Source organism: Arthrobacter sp. YN (assembly GCF_002224285.1).
In the GTDB taxonomy this organism is placed as follows: Bacteria; Actinomycetota; Actinomycetes; order Actinomycetales; family Micrococcaceae; genus Arthrobacter.
The window spans coordinates 4,690,648-4,707,939 of the sequence record NZ_CP022436.1; the positions used below are offsets into that span (position 1 = coordinate 4,690,648).

The 17,292-nt window shown below is 63.5% G+C and carries 17 protein-coding genes, 1 pseudogene and 1 riboswitch; of the genes and pseudogenes, 8 read left to right on the forward strand and 10 right to left on the reverse strand.

Going from position 1 to position 17,292, the window contains the following annotated elements; all coding sequences use genetic code 11:
• The first annotated feature begins 61 nt into the window (after positions 1–61).
• From CGK93_RS21515 to CGK93_RS21530, 4 genes and pseudogenes are all read left to right on the forward strand, one after another.
• Complete coding sequence (locus CGK93_RS21515; RefSeq protein ID WP_089596566.1) at positions 62–331, forward strand: hypothetical protein; 270 nt, start codon at positions 62–64, stop codon at positions 329–331.
• Between the two features lie 2 nt (positions 332–333).
• Positions 334–993 carry a maleylpyruvate isomerase family mycothiol-dependent enzyme gene (locus CGK93_RS21520; protein WP_089596567.1) on the forward strand — a complete coding sequence of 220 codons (660 nt, stop codon included), beginning with the start codon at positions 334–336 and terminating at the stop codon, positions 991–993.
• Positions 994–1,007: 14 nt separating this feature from the next.
• Positions 1,008–1,825 (forward strand): annotated as a pseudogene (locus CGK93_RS21525) (alpha/beta fold hydrolase).
• Between the two features lie 70 nt (positions 1,826–1,895).
• Entirely contained in the window at positions 1,896–2,168 is a 273-nt protein-coding gene (locus CGK93_RS21530; RefSeq protein WP_089596568.1) for a DUF6480 family protein, read from the forward strand.
• Positions 2,169–2,186: 18 nt separating this feature from the next.
• Here CGK93_RS21530 and CGK93_RS21535 read toward each other — a convergent pair whose 3' ends face one another.
• Positions 2,187–3,251 (reverse strand): ATP-dependent DNA ligase, encoded by a 1,065-nt coding sequence (locus CGK93_RS21535; protein ID WP_089596569.1) that lies wholly within the window; start codon positions 3,249–3,251, stop codon positions 2,187–2,189.
• A 244-nt stretch (positions 3,252–3,495) separates the two neighbouring features.
• Positions 3,496–3,640: riboswitch (cyclic di-AMP (ydaO/yuaA leader) on the forward strand.
• Positions 3,641–3,642: 2 nt separating this feature from the next.
• Here CGK93_RS21535 and CGK93_RS21540 point away from each other — a divergent pair.
• Positions 3,643–4,932 carry a hypothetical protein gene (locus tag CGK93_RS21540; protein WP_089596570.1) on the forward strand — a complete coding sequence of 430 codons (1,290 nt, stop codon included), beginning with the start codon at positions 3,643–3,645 and terminating at the stop codon, positions 4,930–4,932.
• Here CGK93_RS21540 and CGK93_RS23700 read toward each other — a convergent pair.
• Together CGK93_RS23700 and CGK93_RS21545 are read right to left on the reverse strand one after the other, a co-directional pair.
• Positions 4,925–5,107, reverse strand: coding sequence for a hypothetical protein (locus CGK93_RS23700; RefSeq protein WP_157731933.1), 183 nt, complete (start codon positions 5,105–5,107; stop codon positions 4,925–4,927). The two genes, CGK93_RS21540 and CGK93_RS23700, sit on opposite strands and share 8 nt — an antisense overlap.
• Positions 5,108–5,121: 14 nt before the next feature.
• A complete protein-coding gene (locus tag CGK93_RS21545; protein WP_089597692.1) occupies positions 5,122–6,339 on the reverse strand; it encodes a PucR family transcriptional regulator in 1,218 nt (405 codons plus the stop codon).
• Between the two features lie 205 nt (positions 6,340–6,544).
• Here CGK93_RS21545 and ald point away from each other — a divergent pair, with 205 nt between their 5' ends.
• The 3 genes from ald to CGK93_RS21560 all read left to right on the forward strand — a co-directional run bounded on the left by ald (position 6,545) and on the right by CGK93_RS21560 (position 9,587).
• On the forward strand, positions 6,545–7,663 hold the full coding sequence (ald, locus tag CGK93_RS21550; protein ID WP_089596571.1) for an alanine dehydrogenase: 1,119 nt from the start codon (positions 6,545–6,547) through the stop codon (positions 7,661–7,663).
• A gap of 189 nt (positions 7,664–7,852) precedes the next feature.
• Entirely contained in the window at positions 7,853–9,070 is a 1,218-nt protein-coding gene (locus tag CGK93_RS21555) for a hypothetical protein (RefSeq protein ID WP_157731935.1), read from the forward strand.
• A gap of 34 nt (positions 9,071–9,104) precedes the next feature.
• Entirely contained in the window at positions 9,105–9,587 is a 483-nt protein-coding gene (locus tag CGK93_RS21560) for a hypothetical protein (RefSeq protein ID WP_089596573.1), read from the forward strand.
• Here CGK93_RS21560 and CGK93_RS21565 read toward each other — a convergent pair.
• The 7 genes from CGK93_RS21565 to CGK93_RS21595 form a co-directional block, all read right to left on the reverse strand.
• On the reverse strand, positions 9,571–10,617 hold the full coding sequence (locus tag CGK93_RS21565; protein WP_089596574.1) for a Gfo/Idh/MocA family protein: 1,047 nt from the start codon (positions 10,615–10,617) through the stop codon (positions 9,571–9,573). The two genes, CGK93_RS21560 and CGK93_RS21565, sit on opposite strands and share 17 nt — an antisense overlap.
• Before the next feature lie 14 nt (positions 10,618–10,631).
• Positions 10,632–10,889 (reverse strand): type II toxin-antitoxin system RelE family toxin, encoded by a 258-nt coding sequence (locus tag CGK93_RS21570; RefSeq protein WP_232481451.1) that lies wholly within the window; start codon positions 10,887–10,889, stop codon positions 10,632–10,634.
• The gene (locus tag CGK93_RS21575; protein WP_089596576.1) at positions 10,886–11,155 is read right to left on the reverse strand and encodes a type II toxin-antitoxin system Phd/YefM family antitoxin; all 270 of its coding nucleotides are present in this window, start codon (positions 11,153–11,155) and stop codon (positions 10,886–10,888) included. Before CGK93_RS21575 ends, CGK93_RS21570 begins: the two co-directional genes overlap by 4 nt.
• Positions 11,156–11,365: 210 nt before the next feature.
• Positions 11,366–13,093 carry an ABC transporter family substrate-binding protein gene (locus tag CGK93_RS21580; RefSeq protein WP_089596577.1) on the reverse strand — a complete coding sequence of 576 codons (1,728 nt, stop codon included), beginning with the start codon at positions 13,091–13,093 and terminating at the stop codon, positions 11,366–11,368.
• A 76-nt stretch (positions 13,094–13,169) separates the two neighbouring features.
• Positions 13,170–15,335, reverse strand: a complete 2,166-nt coding sequence (locus CGK93_RS21585) for a dipeptide ABC transporter ATP-binding protein (protein WP_089596578.1) — start codon at positions 15,333–15,335, stop codon at positions 13,170–13,172.
• Complete coding sequence (locus CGK93_RS21590; RefSeq protein WP_089596579.1) at positions 15,332–16,303, reverse strand: ABC transporter permease; 972 nt, start codon at positions 16,301–16,303, stop codon at positions 15,332–15,334. The genes CGK93_RS21585 and CGK93_RS21590 overlap by 4 nt, the downstream gene beginning before the upstream one ends.
• A complete protein-coding gene (locus CGK93_RS21595) occupies positions 16,303–17,286 on the reverse strand; it encodes an ABC transporter permease (RefSeq protein WP_089596580.1) in 984 nt (327 codons plus the stop codon). Before CGK93_RS21595 ends, CGK93_RS21590 begins: the two co-directional genes overlap by 1 nt.
• Positions 17,287–17,292: the final 6 nt, after the last annotated feature.

A 17,292-nucleotide genomic window follows, 5' to 3' on the forward strand; every position in this document is an offset into this window, starting at 1 on the left:
ATCAAGCAACGATCCCAGCCAACAGGCGGGCACCCCTTAAAGCCGGGGTTACGCTTGATCGGTGGGCAATTTCAAAGGGTGGCATATCGTGGCCGGGTTGGCCGCAATGGCCCTTGCCGCACCCTTGGGCTCTGCCATGGGATTGAACTTTGTGGCAACCTTCATGTTCGCGTGCACGGTGTTCGTGGCCGTCGCAATGTGGACGGAATCAAAAATCGCACGACGCCGGGACGCGGCTGCGGCGTCCGCCGCCGCCGAATCGTCACGCCAGGCAGGCGATCCCAACGAATCCGATGACGCCACAAGGTCCGACGACGCCACCAGGGAGTAGGCATGGGGTTCAATAGCGGTATGGCTTCGACTTCCCCTTCCATTGTGTGGCCCGTGGTGCATGAGGAACGTCGTGCCCTGATCCGGGACCTTGAACCCCTCCAGCCATCCCAATGGAGGACGCCGTCACTGTGCCCGGGCTGGGACGTCCATGATGTCCTGGCGCACGTGATCGACACTGCCAAGACCACACGCCTCGGCTTCATTCGACGCATGATTGCCTCCCGGATGGATTTTGACCGCGACAATGCCATAGGTGTTGAGCGCGAAAGGACCCCTGACCCGGGGAAGACCCTGGCCCGGTTGCAGGCCGCGCTCTCCCGCACATCCGGGCCGCCTGCAGGCCTGGGGACCCGGTTGGTTGAAGCTTTCGTGCACGGCGAGGACATCCGCCGCCCGCTGGGGATGCACCGTGACTACCCTGCAGCGCATGTCGCCACAGCCCTGCACTATCAGGTGCGGACCAGCACCAAGATGGGCGGAGGCAAGCAGGTGGCGGAAGGTTGGCGCCTGGTGGCCACCGATGCATCCTTCGATCACGGGGACGGACCTGCTGTTGAAGGGCCGGCCATTGCGCTGCTGCTGGCGGTGTCCGGCCGGCCAATAGCGGAGGACGAGCTGAGCGGCCCCGGGGCTCCCGTGTTCTTGCGGCGGACACCATGATGCGGGTGCGGGGCATGCCGGCGGCATTGCTGTCTGCAGACGTAGAAGTTCTGGGATTGAAGGGGCGGATCCTGTGGGCTGAGGGCACGCCCGAGCCTATAGCTGCGCCTTTTACCGGATCCGAGGCCGATCCCGCTGGGCCCGCCTACATTCTGGTCCACGGCATCGGGGTCTCGCACCGTTATTTGGCCCGGCTGCACACAGTCCTTGCAGCGAGCGCCCCCACCTACTCCCTGGACCTCCCGGGGTTTGGGGGACTCCAAAGCCTGATCGACAGCTCTCGGTGGAGGACTACGGTGCCTTCATTGCGGAGGCCCTCGCTTCCCGCGGCATCGGTTCCTACATTTTGGTGGGCCATTCGATGGGGGCGCAGTTTGTTATCGAGGCGGCTTTGCATGCGCCGGATCGGGTACGGCAAGTGGTGCTGATGGGGCCTGTTGTTGATTCGCGGCACAAGAACGTGAGGCGCCAGTCCGTGGCTCTTCTCCTTGACGGGATGCTCTGCGAAAGCCCCTCCTCCAATTTGATCGTCACGTCGGACTATTTCCGCTGCGGTCCGCGCTGGTACCTCACTGAACTGCCGGTGATGATGACGTACCCCACTGAAAAACGTTTGGCTGGGATCAAGGTCCCGGTGCTGGTCCTGAGGGGAAGCCGCGACAACGTGGCTGGCCCGGACTGGGCTCTCCGGCTGTCGAGGGCGGTTGACCAGGGGCGCTTGGTGGAGATCCCCGGCGTCGGGCATGTAGCGCAACACATGCGGCCCCAGGCCGTGGCGGACGCCATCCGGAGTTTCGTTGCCGCGACAGCGCTTCGCGGCCAGGCACCTTGATGAGTCCACGCGTCCCGGCTAGGCTGGCGGAGCCATCGCATTAGTAAGTTTGCTTACGAAAGGGCTGACTGTGACCACTGGAGATAACAAGGACGAGCAAGGCTTCGGCGCAACCGGCGCCACGGGGCCCTACGGCGCCGCAACACCCCCGGCATCCGACAATGCCGACCTCAACGCCGACCCCGAATTGCGCCAGGACGAAGACGAGGACCCTGCAGCATCTGCCAACCCGGATCCCCTCGACGGAAACGTCACAGGCTTGGAACCCGGCGGCGGAGTGCCCCCGGGAGAAACCCCGCCGGCCGAGGGCAGCATGAGCAGCGACCAAGGACACGAAGAGTAAGCAACTGCGGGTGCCAAGCTACGGCAGCCTCAGGATCTCCCCAAGATCGTAATCTGCGGGTTCTTCCAACTGGGAGTAAGTGCAGCTCTCCGGCGTGCGGTCCGGCCGCCAGCGCCTGAACTGCGTGGTGTGCCGGAACCGCTCGCCCTCCATGTAGTCGTAGGCCACCTCGATCACCAGTTCGGGACGCAGGGGCACAAACGAGAAGTCCTTGCCCGCGCCCCACCGGCTTTGGGCCCCGGGCATCCTGGAACCCCCGGCCCCTTCCCCTTGACTGGCCCACTCGCCCCAGGGATGCTTGCCGAGTTCCACCTGGTACGGCTCGAGCTCAGCTACCAGGCTTTCCCTTCTGGCCATGGGGAATGAGGCCACCACCCCCACATGCTGGAGCCGGCCGGCGTCGCTATAAAGACCCAACAGCATGGACCCCACAACTTTCGCTGTCTTGTGCCAGCGGAAGCCGGCCACCACGCAGTCCGCGGTGCGCTCGTGCTTGGTCTTGAACATCACGCGCTTGTTGGGTAAATACGTCCCATCCAAGGGCTTGGACAGCACACCGTCCAGGCCTGCGCCTTCCAACTGCACGAACCATTCCTTTGCACGTTCAAGGTCCGTGACTGCGGGGGTGACGTAAACGGGCGGCTCCGCCTTGGCGAGCGCACGTTCCAGGATGGCCCGACGCTCCGAAAAAGGAGTGCCCATCAGGTCGTCGTCGCCGAGGGCCAGGATATCGAACGCGATCATGGACGCCGGAGTCTTCTCGGCGAGCATCCGGACCCGGCTGTCGGCCGGGTGGATCCGCTGCTGCAGCACCTCGAACTCCAGCCGGTTGCCCTCGATCAGGACAATCTCGCCGTCGATCACGCATTTGTCCGGAAGGTTCTTCCGCAGCGCCTCCACCAGTTCAGGGAAGTAGCGGGTCATGGGTTTCTCGTTGCGGCTGCCCAGGATGATCTCATCGCCATCTTTGAAGACAATGGTCCGGAAGCCGTCCCATTTGGGCTCGTAATGCCCAACATCGGGGATGGTGGGGACGGATTTGGCGAGCATGGGCGAGACGGGTGGCATCACAGGCAGGTCCATAGACAATGTCTACCTGCCGGTTCGCGCCGAAGCTAGTCTTAGGCGATGGATATCTTGGCCGTGTTGACTGCCGTACCGGGAGCTCCCAGCACCGGCCCCGAAGCCTAAACGCTGGAACCCTCTCATCCGGGGAGGCCTACCGTCCGTTACATTAATGTGACTTTACTTTCCGGCTCATGTACCGTCGTAGGGCGACCCGTATCTCCGCTGGGCCGCTTCCGGAATGACGCCGAGCTCTGCCGCATTCCGGGATCCGCCAGACCCGCGGCAGAGGCGGGGGACCCACAAGTTCCCGGACTTTCCCAAGTCCTTGGGGTGAAGCCGCTACGGCGGCCGGACGGCCTCGTCCGAACCCGACAGCTAACCTCGAAGGCGTTGAGAGGCAACCACCATGTCCCCAACCATGGATCAGCCGCGCCGCGCCGAGACTGAACGCGAGCGCACCAAGCCAACCGGACGCCGTCGGGCCCAACCCAGCGGATCCCCCATCAGCGTGCAGGCAGACACTGTTGCCGCACCTGGAACTACAAGCACGACGCCGGAGCCCGCCACTGCGGCCATCCCCACCGTCGCGACACCCACCACACGTGCGGCCGCGCGCGCAGCCGAACGGGAGCGGGCCGCCCAGGTTGTGATCGCGCCTGAAGCATCGGCCTCGCAGCCGGCACCGGAAACGGCCGCACAGGAGGAACCCGCAACTGCGGCGATTCCCGTCGTGGAGGCAGCACAGGCTGCAGCTCCGGCCTCCACTACGCCAGGGCCTCCTACCGCGGCCATTCCCATCGTGCAGCAGGCCGCCCCGAACGACGGTTCTCAGGAACCCGACACCCCGGAGCCCGCAACTGCCGCCATTCCGGTGGTGGCCGAGTCCGCCCGCACTGAGTCACCGCGGGGCAAGTCCCCTGCCCAGGTTGCGGCGGCCGCAACGGCCTCGGCAGCACTGGCGAGCCGCAAGGATCTCCGCAAACCGGCAGCTGCGCCCACGGCCACCAAGTCGGGCTTTGGTGGCTCTTCGCCAGGCCGGGAACCCCAGGCGGTCCTGCGCAAAGCTGCGTCGGTCAAACACATGAGCCAGCGCATGGCCGTGGTGGCTGGTGCCCTCGGCCTGGTCCTGACAGCCGGTACCTTGGGGCAGGCCCTCGAGCTGCCGTTCTTCGGCCAGGAGACCCCCTCCCAGGAAGCCAGCGGTGCCGACCGGAACTCGGGCTCCGCGGCTCCCGCACCCAGTGCCTCGTACTCGAGAGCCTCATCGCCCTCCGCATCAGCTGCCGCGACGTCGGCAGCCGGCCAACCGGCCACGGTTCCGGAGGCACCCGCACCAGTGTCGCCGTCGTCGGTTCCTACCCCGAAAGTTTCCTTGGCTGACCCCGTGTGGGTCCCGTCCGCAGTGCCCTCAACCATCGCCGCGGTCCCGGCCACCGCCAGCCCGGTGCCCACCCAGCCGGCGCCGGCGCCCAGTGAGGTGCCGTCGGACACGATCACCACACCTCCCACAACGCCGACGCCCACAACGACGCCGACGGTCACGCCCACTCCGGCGCCTACCCCAACCCCGACGGGGACTCCCACGCAAACCACCAAACCCAAGCCCACGGGCAAGCCCAGCGCGGCCACCGCGCCGCAGCCCACCGGGACGGCACTTGAAGAGATCCTTGACACGGCAAAGGACGCCCTCAAATGAGCACCCGATTGCCGCGCATCACCACGCACGTGGGATGGCACAGCCGGTACTGCAGCAGCAGCCGGACGGCCACGCTCCGGCGTCGATTGGGCCGCTGGAGCTGCCAGCGGCTGAGGCGCTCGTAAAGCAAGACCCTGCGAATGAGGCAGGCACCCGCGCCGGGTGCCTGCCTCATTTCTCTTAAGAACCCTAGATCCGTGGCCGACCGGCCCAGCGGCGGGCTTTCAAGGCAGCGTGCAGTTCGACGCGGATCGCTCCGCTCAACGGGTCAGCGCCGATGAGCTGACGGATCCGACCGAGCCTGTTGTAGATGCTGCTCCTGTGGAGGTGGAGTTTGGCCGCGACGTCCTGCACTGAACCGTCACTGTCATAGAGGAGTTCCAGGACGGGCAAGAGTTCACCGTTCTTGTCCTGGTCCTCCAGCGTTCGGAAGTGCACGGAACCGGTGTCATCCCAGCCTCCGGGTGCCAGCAGGCGGTCGAAGAGCTGATAGACGCCCACGGCCCGGCTGTCCACGAGCTCGCCCAGGGGCTGATCGACGGCAGCAGCCTGCGCCGCAACCTTGGACTGCCGGTACGCTCCCGCGAGCTGCCGGATCACTTGGAACGGCTCGCTGATGCCCAGGATCACCCGGTCCACCTTGCGGCCCGCACGCTTTGCAAGCTCCAGTTGATAGTGGACCAGCACCTGGGCGTGGTCCGCCCGGCCACCGGACTCGCGAAACAGCACCACCGAATGCGTCTCCGTTCCGGCGCTGAACAACGCAGCGTTGACGCCGATGGTGGACTGCAGCGCGGCTGAACGGTGCGTCAGGGTTGCGGCAAGGGGATCGACGTCGGACCTCGCACCGTCCGCGTCCAGGATGGTCACCAGTTGCCATGGACCGCGGCCTTGGATCTCCTTCCACCCGGCCACGGCGGCTACGGCATTCGATTCGCCGCTGCAAGCCGAGAGGAACTCCTGCTCACGCCTGCGCCGGAACTCCGATTCCGCGGTGTTGGAATCAAGGAGCAACCCCGCCAACAGGTCCAACTCGTCACGCACGCCGGGCAACTCGGCGAGTATCGCCGTCGCACTTTGCTCTTCAACGTCCAGCTGGACCCACAAGTAGCCCACGCGGAAGCCACGCACCAGGAGCGGCACGCAGACGCGGCCCAACATTCCCAGTTCCTCATTGGCGGGAACGACGACGGGACGCACCGCCGTGGCGATGCCGTGCGACAGCTGCCACACGCTGACATCGCTGGGGACACGCTTGCTGAGGAGGAAGTTCACGCGGACGCGGTCGGCGTGCGACTGGTTGGAGCTGTAGGCGAGGAGGACGCCGTCGAGGTCTTCCAGGGACAGGCCGCGGCCCAGTTTCAACGCCACGCGTTCAACGATCTGTTCCACGTCCTGCTGCATCAGTGAAGCGTACCAACAGCAGGCGACACCTGACGCTCCATGGCTCGACAAATGTCGAGCTGCAATGGTGAAGATCCTTGTATTTCCGGGGCTTCTCCGTCTACGAGCGGCAAAGTCCATGTCGCCTGCCTCACAGCCGGATTTATTCTGGAATCACAGCCCGCAACACATTTTCGGCCGAAGAGGCCGCTAACGATGGAGCCCACAGATGATCATCGGCGTCCCCAAAGAAATCAAGAACAACGAATTCCGCGTAGCCATCACGGCCGCAGGTGTCCACGAATTCCGCACCCACGGACACACCGTTCTGGTTGAGCGCGGCGCAGGCCTCGGCTCGGGCATCACCGACGAGGAATACTCGATCGCCGGCGCCGAAATCGTCAACGACGCTGACGACGTCTGGGGCCGTGCGGACATGGTCATGAAGGTCAAGGAACCCATCGCGGCCGAGTACCACCGCTTCCGCAAGGGCCTCATCCTCTTCACCTACCTGCACCTCGCCGCAGAGCCCGAGCTCACCGCCGAACTCATCAACTCCGGCGTCACGGCCATCGCTTACGAAACCGTGCAGGAGGGCCGCACCCTTCCGCTGCTCGCCCCGATGTCCGAGGTAGCAGGCCGCCTGTCCGTCGTGGTCGGCGCTTCCTCGCTCATGGCTCCGGCCGGCGGCAAGGGCGTCCTCCTGGGCGGCGTACCGGGCGTCCGCCCGGCCAAGGTTGTTGTCCTCGGCGCCGGCGTTGCGGGAACCAACGCCGCCGCCATGGCGCTGGGCCTCGGTGCTGATGTCACCATCATGGACATCAACATCAACCGGCTGCGTGAACTCGACGCCCTCTACCAGGGCCGCCTGAAGACCGTTGCCTCCAACGCCTACGAGATCGAGAAGTCAGTCATCGACGCAGATCTCGTCATCGGTTCCGTCCTGATCCCGGGCGCCAAGGCTCCCAAGCTGGTCACCAACGAGCTCGTTGCCCGCATGAAGCCGGGCTCGGTCCTGGTGGACATCGCTGTTGACCAGGGCGGCTGCTTCGAGGACACGCACCCCACCACCCACCAGGAACCGACGTACAAGGTCCACAACTCGATCTTCTACTGCGTTGCCAACATGCCTGGCGCTGTTCCGAACACCTCCACGTACGCACTGACCAACGTCACCCTGCGCTACGCCGTGGCACTGGCCAACCTGGGCGTCAAGGCCGCCTTCGACCGCGACCCCGCGCTGGCTGCCGGCCTCAACATCGCCGCAGGCCACGTGGCACACCACTCCGTTTCCGAGGCGCACAACCTGCCCCTCGTCACCGACTGGCACAGCCTGGTTTCCGCTTAGGACCCCAAGCACGACGGCGGGGTGCAGCTTCCATACGAAGCCGCACCCCGCCGTCGCGGTTTAACCCGCACCGTTATCCACCCCGATAGTTCTCCCCATGGCAGCCCTGTTCCGCAGTAGTTATGCTCGGGAGACGCCTGGTGCCACGACTGGTCCGCAGGTTTTTACCAATGTCGCTACGTTCAGGGGATGCGTGATGGGGCTGAGTACATAATGGGGCAGGGACTGGTAGGCGCCGACGTCGGAGATCTCCGCCGGCTCTCGGCAGTGATGGACTCCGAAGCTGAGAAGATCACCACACTTCAACAGCAGCTCAATGTGCTCATTCAGAATGGCAACTACTGGCGGGGAAACGACGCCGAGCAATTCCGCAGCACCTGGCACAGCCAGCTTTACGGACGGCTCGGTGCGGCGGCGGTTTGCCTCAAGGACAACGCCCGCGCCCTGAAACTCAATGCCGACCAGCAGGAGCAAGCCTCGCTGGGCGGTCCGGGACGGGGGCTTGGCGACGGAAAGGGCAGGAGCCCCTCAGTGCCGCTGGGGTTCACTTTTGATCCCACCACCTACGGTCCCTTCACCGTTGAAGGCAAAGGCTCCATCGACAGTCAGGCAACAGGCGAAGTGCACGGCTCGATGGGGCCGGATGGCATCGCAGTAGGCGGCTCCGCCGAAGCATCCACCGGCGGTGAGATGACGTGGACAGCGGAATCCGGATACGGGCCGGTGGACACCACTGTCACCAACGAAACATTCATCGGAGCGCGCGCCAACGGCGAGTTCGATGCAAGCGTGCCCTCCGGGCTGCGACTCCCCCATGCCAGCGCCACCGGCGAAGCATTTGCAGGGGCCGAGAACACCACCACCGTGCGGTCCGACTTCTTCGATGGCTGGGTCACCAATACCTCCACGACGCGCATGATGACCGGAGTGGAGGCCAGCGCACACGCCGAAGCGACCAGCCCATTCCTGTTTTCTGCGGGCGGTGAGGGTTTTGCCGGTCAGAAGCTCACGATGGATAACAAGACCGAGTTTGCCGGCGGGCTGTTCTCCCTGGGGCAGGGCGGAGAACTGCGCGCCGGGGCCTGGGCAAGCGCCGGCGAAGGCGAGCTGAGCGTCAAGGGCCGCGAGACAACCGGTACAGCGTTCAGCGCAGGTGCCGGAGCGGAACTGACCGGAAGCCGGTACGTCGAAGTTCTGGGCCAGACGCTGACCCTGAACGCAACAGTTGCCGCCGGAGCCGGCGAGAGTCACTTCTTTACGGCTTCCATGGACGAAGACGGGCTGACCCTCGGCGCGGGTGCCAAGATCACTGCGGAGCTGGGACTGGGAGCAGGTGGCCAGATCACCATCAGCCCGTCCGGGTTGGTTGATTCCGTGACCGGGTTCGTCGACTTCCTCAGCAAATAGCTTCCTGTACTGACAGCGCTCCGAAAGGGCTCCCATGACATCGCACCAGGTTTTCCCATCCGCCGAGTTCCCCGCCTACCCCTCCATCAAACTCAACGCGCCCGCGGGATGGTCCCAGCAAGTTGTCCCCGATGCGGTGGGCGCCCTGATGGCACCCGCTGCGGAAGGACGCTACACAGCGAATGTGGTGATTTCCGTGTCGCGCCGCTTGCCCGGCTATCAGCTTCAGGACATCGCCGCGTCCGTGGACTCGTTCCTGGACGCCTTGCCGGATGCAGTTCTGCTGGGCACGGAGCCGGTGGTGATTAACGGCCGGGACTGGCACGTACGCGAAGCACGCTACACGCATCCGCAGGCCGGCTCACTGGCCCAGTTCACCGCCGTCACGGTAGTCCACCACGAGACCGCAGCGGATATCGTCCAGCTGACGGGTAGTTGCCAGCCCACTGAAGGCAACGACGACCTCAAGGCCATCTACTCGCTGGTTGCCAGCGCGGACGTTACGCCAGCGTCCTAGCCTGCTCAATCAGCTTCAGCACCGCAACGGAGCCGGCTGGATCAACAGGCAAGGGAAGCGCGGAGGCCGCGCCGCCGTCGTCGAGCTTGTCCGCCAGAATCCGGTAGAACTCGGGGTAGGCGCCACGCTCTGTGGGGACCTCGATGCGCTGCCCGTTCAGTTCCAGCGTGCCATGGTTTTCTGCGGGTTCGACGCCGTACCGCGCGTCCGTAGGGAGACCGCCTCCCAGCACGTAGGGCTCCTGGGGGTCGGTGCCGAACTTCACGAAGCCACCCTCGGTGCCGAGGACGCGGAAGCGCGGGCCGTGCAGGTGGCTGGTCAGGTTGATGGTGACATGGCTGACCACGCCGGACTGGTGCCGGAGTGCCAGGAAGACATCGTCATCGACGCTTTCCTGGGGACGGCGCGCCTGGATTTCCGCGTAGGTGACTGTGGCTGGACCAAAGAACTGCAGGCACAAGTCGAGGACGTGGGTGCCGAGGTCGAACAGGACACCGCCGCCGTCTTCCGCAGTAGCACTGGCCTTCCAGGCTTTGGCGATCTCCGGCGCCCAACGCTCCATTCCCACCTCAAACCTGGTCACTGTCCCCAGCGTTCCGGCGTCGAGCAGTTTTCTCACGGTGAGCGAGTCGCCGTCCCAGCGCCGGTTTTGGTACACGGTGAGGACACGGCCCAGTTTCGCCGCCAGGTTGATCAGTTCCTCGCCCTGGGCGCTGCGGACCGTGAACGGTTTATCGACGACGACGTCGAGCCCGGCTTCCAGCGCGGCTTTCGCGAGGGGGAAGTGGGTTGCGGGCGGTGTGCCCAGGACGATGAGGTCCAGCTGGTCAGCCAGCGCCAGGATGTCCTCCGGCGTGCTGACAATGGTGGCCTGCGGATAGCGGTCCTTGGCCTTGGCTTGGCGCGACTCGTCCGAGGTGGAGATGACGGCAAGCTCATATGCAGGGTTGCTGGCAATGAAGGGCGCGTGAAAGACGCTGCCCGACAGGCCAAAACCTGCCACGGCGGTACGGATCGGCTGGGAAGTCATGACCCTAGGCTAGATCAGTAAACCTCACGACGGTGGGCGGCACGGAAGATGATGATCACAAGTTCACCATCGTGGATTTCGTAGAGAACCCTGTAGTCACCGAGACGAATTCTCCACGAATTCGACTGGGCGGACAGCTTCCGGACTCCGTCAGGACGTGGGTTCTGTTCCAACTCGGCAATAGCGAGAAGAATCTTGCGTCGGACCGGGGCATCAAGCTTTCGAATCTGTTTGGCCGCCGCCGAACTGAACATCACCCGGTACCGGCTCACCGGGTGATGCCATTTTCCTCCAGAAGATCATTCAGACTGACCCTGGCACCATCATCTTCAGCTTTCGCGGCATGAAGCGCTTTAAGGTCTGCCTCATCTTCGAGACGTTCAAGCCGCTCGAGGTCCTCCGCGCTGATGAGCACGGCCGCGACTTTACCGCGCCGCGTGATGCTGATCCGCTCGTGGCCGTAAGCTGCGCGGTTGATGGTGTCTGAAAGGTGTACGCGGAGGTCAGCCACACTCATCACGTAGTCTGCGGTTCCCATGGGGAAACTCTAGCCCTTAATGTACTTTATGTACATATCGTACATCTTGCGACGCCTGATGCGGTCTTTTGGGCACGGGACATGAGCGAGCGTCCCGCCCAAGCACGCGGGATGTGAGCGAGCGATGGGATGGCGAAGGCCGGGAACCTCCCCGAACCCATCAAGCGGTTCAAGGACGTTCCCGGCCTTCAGGAAACTACAGCATGGGGGCTACTTCTTGGCGCCCTTTTCCCAGCCGAGGGTGGTCCAGTCCGGAACGTTGGAGAGGCTCTGGAACAGGGACGGGCCGTAGTTGGCCAGACCCTTGCGCACGAACTGGATCTCCGGGCCGTTCATCACGACGCCCATGGAGAAGTACTTCTCCATGTGCTTCTTTTCGACGTCCATGGCCGCCTTGTTACGCTCAGCATTATCCGAGATCGTGGAAAGGCGCTTGATCTCGGCGTCGAGTTCAGCATCGCCAAGGCCGTTTTCGTTAGTCGTGGAATCGTAGTACTGCTTCACGGCGTCGGTGGCATCCGGGCCCACGGTGTAACCGGAGATGGTGACATCGAACTCGCGTGAACCAACAACCTTGCCGAAGTCAGCATCACCGCGCTGGTCGATGGACACGTCCATGCCGGCGGCCTGGAGCTGCTTCTGCAGGGTCTGCGAGGTAGCAGCGGTGGTGGGGTCGTCACCGAAGTTGGTGATTTTGAAGGCGACAGGGACGCCGTCCTTCGCCATGATGCCCTTGTCGTTGGCTGTGTAACCAGCGTCCGTTAGGACCTTCTTGGCAGCATCTGCTCCGGTGTCCTTCACGGGGTAGTTGTCCTGGTAGTACTCGGAGAACGGCATGAGCATCATGGAACCTGAGCTCTCTTCGGACCAGTTCAGGCCGTTGAAGCGGACGTCTCGGATGGCCTTGCGGTCGACGGCGGTGAAGATCGCCTTACGCACGGCAACGTCGGTGAGGGCAGGGCGCTTGGCGTTCAAGTTCAAGCCACCCGCGAACAGGCGCTGGCCACGACGGATCTCGGAGTTGGTGGTCCCTTCGAGCTGCTTGTAGCGGCCCAGGGTGCGGCCGTTGGCTGCGTCGATTTCGCCGTTCTTGAAAGCGGCGATGGTTGCACTGGGCTCCATCTGGCGCCAGATGACCTTCTCAAGGACCGGCTTCTGGCCCCACCACTTCTCGTTCGGAACCATGGTGACAGTCTTGGCGGTCGTGTCGTAGTTTTCCACCTTGAACGGGCCGGCCATCCACTCGGGGTGCATGTTGCCCGCGAAACCGGTGTTGAAGGTCTCCGCGGAGTTATTGGCCGGGTGGATCAATCCGAAGAAGAGTGAGTCCAGCGGGTAGACCGGCTGGGTGGTGGTAACAACGACTTCCTTGTCATTGGCGCCGGCCTCGACCGAGTCAACGAAGGCGTAGTTGCCTGCCGTGACAATGTCGATGGCCTTGTCTTCACCCTTCAACATGTTCCAGGTGTTCTGGAACGTCTTGACGTCGATCGGTGTGCCATCGTTCCAGGTGGCCTTCTCGTTGACCTTGATGGTGATGGTCTGCTTGCCATCCTTGACTTCGCTCTTGACCTCTTCGCAGAAGTCCTTGTTGGGCTCGGCCTTGCCACTGAAGTCCAGTTTCCAGCAGCCACCGATGCCACCGCTGCTGATGGCAGCCGGGTTGACCGGTGTCAGCAGTGCAGAAGTATCCGCGCTGTTGCCGACATTGGAGAAACCATTGAAGTCCGGTCCAATGCTGCCCACGCCCAGGGTGACAGTGCCGCCCTGCTCAAGATCTTTTGCTTCCTTGGCGTTGACGCTGATCAGCTTGCTGATGTCGCCGCCACTTTCTTCTGCCTTCTGCGAGGCCGGACCCGACGGCGTTCCCCCGCCGCAAGCGGTCAGCATGAGCGTTGCTACGAGCGCTACGCCGCCAATCGTCGTGTACTTCTTCATGGTTTGCCCTTCGTGTTTACGACTGAAATATCTTTGCGAATTGAGACCAGGGATGTATTCAATGCTTCATATGTCGTCAGGCATGCACCACCAGCATGTCGGCATCCAGCTCTCCGTCCGGGAAGAAGCATGCGAAGTCCTGCGCGCCTTCCTTCTCAGAAGCCAATGGCGGCTCCAGAGTAAGGCACTTCTCCTGCTTTGCGGCAGGTAGTGCGGCGAACACGGGGCAACGGGTGGCGAAATTGCATCCCTTGGGTGCATCCAACGGGCTGGGTAGGTCACCCTGCAGGATGATGCGTTCGCGGGTACGTTCCAGATTCGGGTCGGGCACCGGGATGGCGGACAGAAGCGCCCGGGTGTAAGGGTGGCGCGGGTTGTCGAAGACATCGTCCACGTCTCCGGTCTCCACGATCTTGCCGAGGTACATCACGGCAACCCGGTCTGAAATGTGGCGGACTACGGAGAGGTCGTGGGCGACCATCAAGTAGCTCAGCCCCAACTCGGCCCGGAGCTTGTCCAACAGGTTGATGACTCCGGCTTGGACGGAGACGTCCAACGCAGAAACTGGCTCATCCAAGACCACCAGCTTCGGATTGACCGCGAGCGCCCGGGCGATGCCGATGCGCTGGCGCTGGCCGCCGGAGAACTGGTTGGGGAAGCGGTTCACATGGTCGGGCTGCAGGCCCACCAGCTTCATGAGTTCCATGATGCGTTTCTTGATGGCGGCCTTGGGCATTCCGAGGTTTTCCAAGGGCTCAGCCAGGACTTCATACACGGTGAAGCGTGGATCCAGGGCGCCCGTGGGGTCCTGGAAGACCATCTGCATTTCCTTGCGCATGGCCATCTTGGTCTTGTGGTCGGTAGCCACCTTGTTGCTGACGCCCCCGATGATGACTTCGCCCATCTGATCCGGGTGGAATTCCATGATCTCCAGGAGCGTGGTGGTCTTACCGCAACCGGATTCGCCCACGATGGACACGCACTCGCCCTCGCGGATGTCGAAGCTCAGCCCGTCCACGGCCTTGACCGTGCCGATCCGCCGCTTGATCAGGGCACCCTTGAGCAGCGGGAAGTGCTTTTTTACATCCTTGAGTTCCAGGACCTTGTCGCGCTCGACGCGGGCAACGCCGTCGAACTTTGACACCGGCTTGGGCGGCGCGTGGAAAATCTTGTGGGCGTCAGCGTCGCCGCTGAGCTGGTCTGCCTTAATGCAGGCTGCCTTGTGACCCAACGTCTGACCCTCAACACCGGGCACCGGGAACAGTTCCGGTTCGCCGTGAAGGCAGGCATCGCTCACCATCGGGCAGCGAGCGGCGAAGGAGCATCCAGTGACGGGCAACGCCAGGTTGGGCGGGGTCCCTTCGATGGGCACCAGCGACTGCTTGCCTGAGGTATCCACACGCGGTACGGCCCCGAGCAGGCCCAAGGTATACGGCATCCGGGGGTTGTAATAGATGTCCTCCACAGTGCCGGTCTCCACCGGCTTGCCCGCGTACATGACCATGATGTCGTCGGCCATACCGGCTACGACCCCGAGGTCGTGCGTGATCATGACGACGGCGGCCCCGGTTTCCTCCTGCGCGGTGTGCAGGACTTCCAGCACCTGCGCCTGGATGGTGACGTCCAACGCCGTCGTGGGTTCATCAGCGATGAGGACCCGCGGGTCGTTGGCAATCGCGATGGCGATCATGACGCGCTGGCGCATGCCGCCGGAGAATTCATGCGGGAAGGCCTTCAGCCGATCCTTGGGGCTCGGGATGCCCACCATGCGCAATAGGTCGACGGCGCGGGCTTCTTTGGCCTGCTTGCTCATGGTGGGGTTGTGGACCGTCAGCGCCTCAATGATCTGGGTGCCCACCGTGTAGACGGGGGTGAGGGAGGACAGCGGGTCCTGGAACACCATGGCGATGTCACTGCCGCGGTGCTTGCACATGGCTTTATCGCTGAGGCCCAGGAGTTCCTTGCCCTTGAAGCGCACGGAGCCGGTGATGTCCGCAGTTTCAGGGAGGAGCCCCATGACGGCCATGGACGTGACGGACTTGCCGGAGCCGGACTCGCCCACGATGCCCAGGGTCTTGCCGGGCATGAGGTCGAAATCCACTCCGCGGACGGCGTGGACCACGCCGTTTTCGGAGTTGAAGCGGACGTTGAGGTCGCGGACGCTCAGGACGGCGTCGCCGGGTGCGTAAAGTCCGGCGTCGCGGAGGCGTTCGGCGGGGGTGTGGGAGATGTTGGTGCTCATTTGTTGACCTTCTTCGCAGTCTGGGGCTTGGCCTGCTTCGCCCGGCCAATGGAACTGGAACTGGGGTCGAAGGCATCGCGGAGGCCGTCGTTCATCATGGCCAGCGAACCGGTCAGCAGGAACATGACAGTCAGCGGTACCCAGAACATCCACGGGAAGGAGGACACCTGACCCGTGGCCTGCCCAATGAGGACGCCGAGGCTGACGTCGGGAAGCTTGATGCCGATGCCGATGAAGGAGAAGGCGACTTCGGCAAGGATTGCCCCGGTGATGCCGCGGGTGAAGTCGAGGACCAGCAACGAACCGATGTTGGGAACCAGGTGACGCCAGACGATGCGGCGGGAAGGGACGCCCATGTACTTGGCCGCCTTGACGTAGTCGCGCTGCATGAGCGACATGGACAGCGAGCGCACCAGGCGGGCAGTTCCCATCCAGCTGAAGAACAGCAGGACGACGACGAGCAGGAGCCAGCTGGGGAGGTCCTTCAGACCACCGCTGCCGCTGGTTGCAACGGCCACCACCAGGATGGCGGGCATCATGATGAGTGCTTCGAGGATGAACAGCATGGTGGCGTCCACCTTGCCGCCGAAGAAGGCCATGGTGCAGCCATACACCGCGGAAATCAGCACGGAGATGCCGCCCACGATCACGCCGATGAGGATGGAGGTCCGGGTGCCATCGACGATGAGCGCCATGAGGTCGATGCCGGCCTGCGTGGTGCCCAGCAGGTGGTCCGGCGAGGGCGGCATACCAATGTTCAACGGATCAAGCGTGTCTTTGTCCCACGACGTCAGGAACCCGCCGAAAATCGAGAAGAGGAACAACGCGAGGAAGATGAACAAACCGGCGACAGCGGTACGGTTCCGCATGAAGCGGCGGAAGATGATGCGGGACTTGCCGATGACGACGTCCTGGTCGCCGACCCGGGATTCGTCGATTTCCGCAATGGGATCGATGATGTTGGTCATTACTGGACCCTCACTCGTGGATCGACCAGCGTGGTGGCGAAGTCGGCAAGGATGGCACCGATCGCGAAGATCACGGAGCCGTAGGCCAGCGTGGCAGTGGCTACGTTGACGTCCTGAAGGCTGATGGCTTGGATGCTCCAGAGGCCGATGCCGGGCCAGGCGAAGATGGCTTCCGCAAAGAAACCTCCCGTGAAGATGGCCGGGATGGTGAACGCGATGCTCTGGGCCACCGGGATGAAGGAGACGCGCAGGGCGTGTTTCCTGATGGCCTGGTTGCGGGTGAGCCCCTTGGCCCGGGCTGTGCGGACAAAGTCGGCATTGACGTTGTCCAGGAGGTACTGCCGTTGGGCGATCTGGTATCCGGCCCAACCAAAGATGGTCATCGCGAAGGTGGGCACGGCGTAATGGGCCACCATGTCAACGAAAGCCGGCCAGCCGGGGTCGATTCCCGGCGTCGAAATTCCCGTGACGAAGAAGATGCGCTCCCCAACGGCCTCATTGATGCTGATGGCTCCGAGCTGCACCAGGAAGTAGGCGATCGGCGCGGGCAGGATGTGGACCAGGTAGCTGTAGGACGTGATGACGCGGTCCTGGACCTTGTACTGGCGGGCCGCGGAATAGACTCCGAGGGCGACGCCGATGATCAGGGTGAGGATGATCGAGGCGATGAACAAGCGGGTGGAGACCAGGACGCGGTCGGCGAACTCTGCGTTGACGAACGCGCCGTTGGGGCTCCGGCCCCAGTCCCAGCGGGTGAGGATGCCACCGAGCCAGTCGACATAGCGTTCCCAGGCATTCTTCTCCGGGTCCAGTCCCAGTCCCCGGAAGGAAGCGTTGACCTGTTCAGGGGTTGGCCGCGGGATTTTCTCTTGCTCAAGAACTGCGGGCTTGAGTGATGAGACCGCCAGGAAGTAGCCGGCGCTTGTGGTCAGGAAGATCATGATCAGGTAGATGCCCGACCGCTTCATCAGATATTTCAGCATGTCGGG

Bases quoted from the DNA above. Each gene is read 5' to 3' on its own strand.
- CGK93_RS21520 (WP_089596567.1), top strand. From the start codon at position 334: ATGGGGTTCAATAGCGGTATGGCTTCGACTTCCCCTTCCATTGTGTGG.
- CGK93_RS21535 (WP_089596569.1), bottom strand. From the start codon at position 3,251: ATGGACCTGCCTGTGATGCCACCCGTCTCGCCCATGCTCGCCAAATCC.
- CGK93_RS21540 (WP_089596570.1), top strand. From the start codon at position 3,643: ATGTCCCCAACCATGGATCAGCCGCGCCGCGCCGAGACTGAACGCGAG.
- CGK93_RS23700 (WP_157731933.1), bottom strand. From the start codon at position 5,107: ATGAGGCAGGCACCCGGCGCGGGTGCCTGCCTCATTCGCAGGGTCTTG.
- ald (WP_089596571.1), top strand. From the start codon at position 6,545: ATGATCATCGGCGTCCCCAAAGAAATCAAGAACAACGAATTCCGCGTA.
- CGK93_RS21555 (WP_157731935.1), top strand. From the start codon at position 7,853: ATGCGTGATGGGGCTGAGTACATAATGGGGCAGGGACTGGTAGGCGCC.
- CGK93_RS21560 (WP_089596573.1), top strand. From the start codon at position 9,105: ATGACATCGCACCAGGTTTTCCCATCCGCCGAGTTCCCCGCCTACCCC.
- CGK93_RS21565 (WP_089596574.1), bottom strand. From the start codon at position 10,617: ATGACTTCCCAGCCGATCCGTACCGCCGTGGCAGGTTTTGGCCTGTCG.
- CGK93_RS21575 (WP_089596576.1), bottom strand. From the start codon at position 11,155: ATGGGAACCGCAGACTACGTGATGAGTGTGGCTGACCTCCGCGTACAC.
- CGK93_RS21580 (WP_089596577.1), bottom strand. From the start codon at position 13,093: ATGAAGAAGTACACGACGATTGGCGGCGTAGCGCTCGTAGCAACGCTC.
- CGK93_RS21585 (WP_089596578.1), bottom strand. From the start codon at position 15,335: ATGAGCACCAACATCTCCCACACCCCCGCCGAACGCCTCCGCGACGCC.
- CGK93_RS21590 (WP_089596579.1), bottom strand. From the start codon at position 16,303: ATGACCAACATCATCGATCCCATTGCGGAAATCGACGAATCCCGGGTC.
- CGK93_RS21595 (WP_089596580.1), bottom strand. From the start codon at position 17,286: ATGCTGAAATATCTGATGAAGCGGTCGGGCATCTACCTGATCATGATC.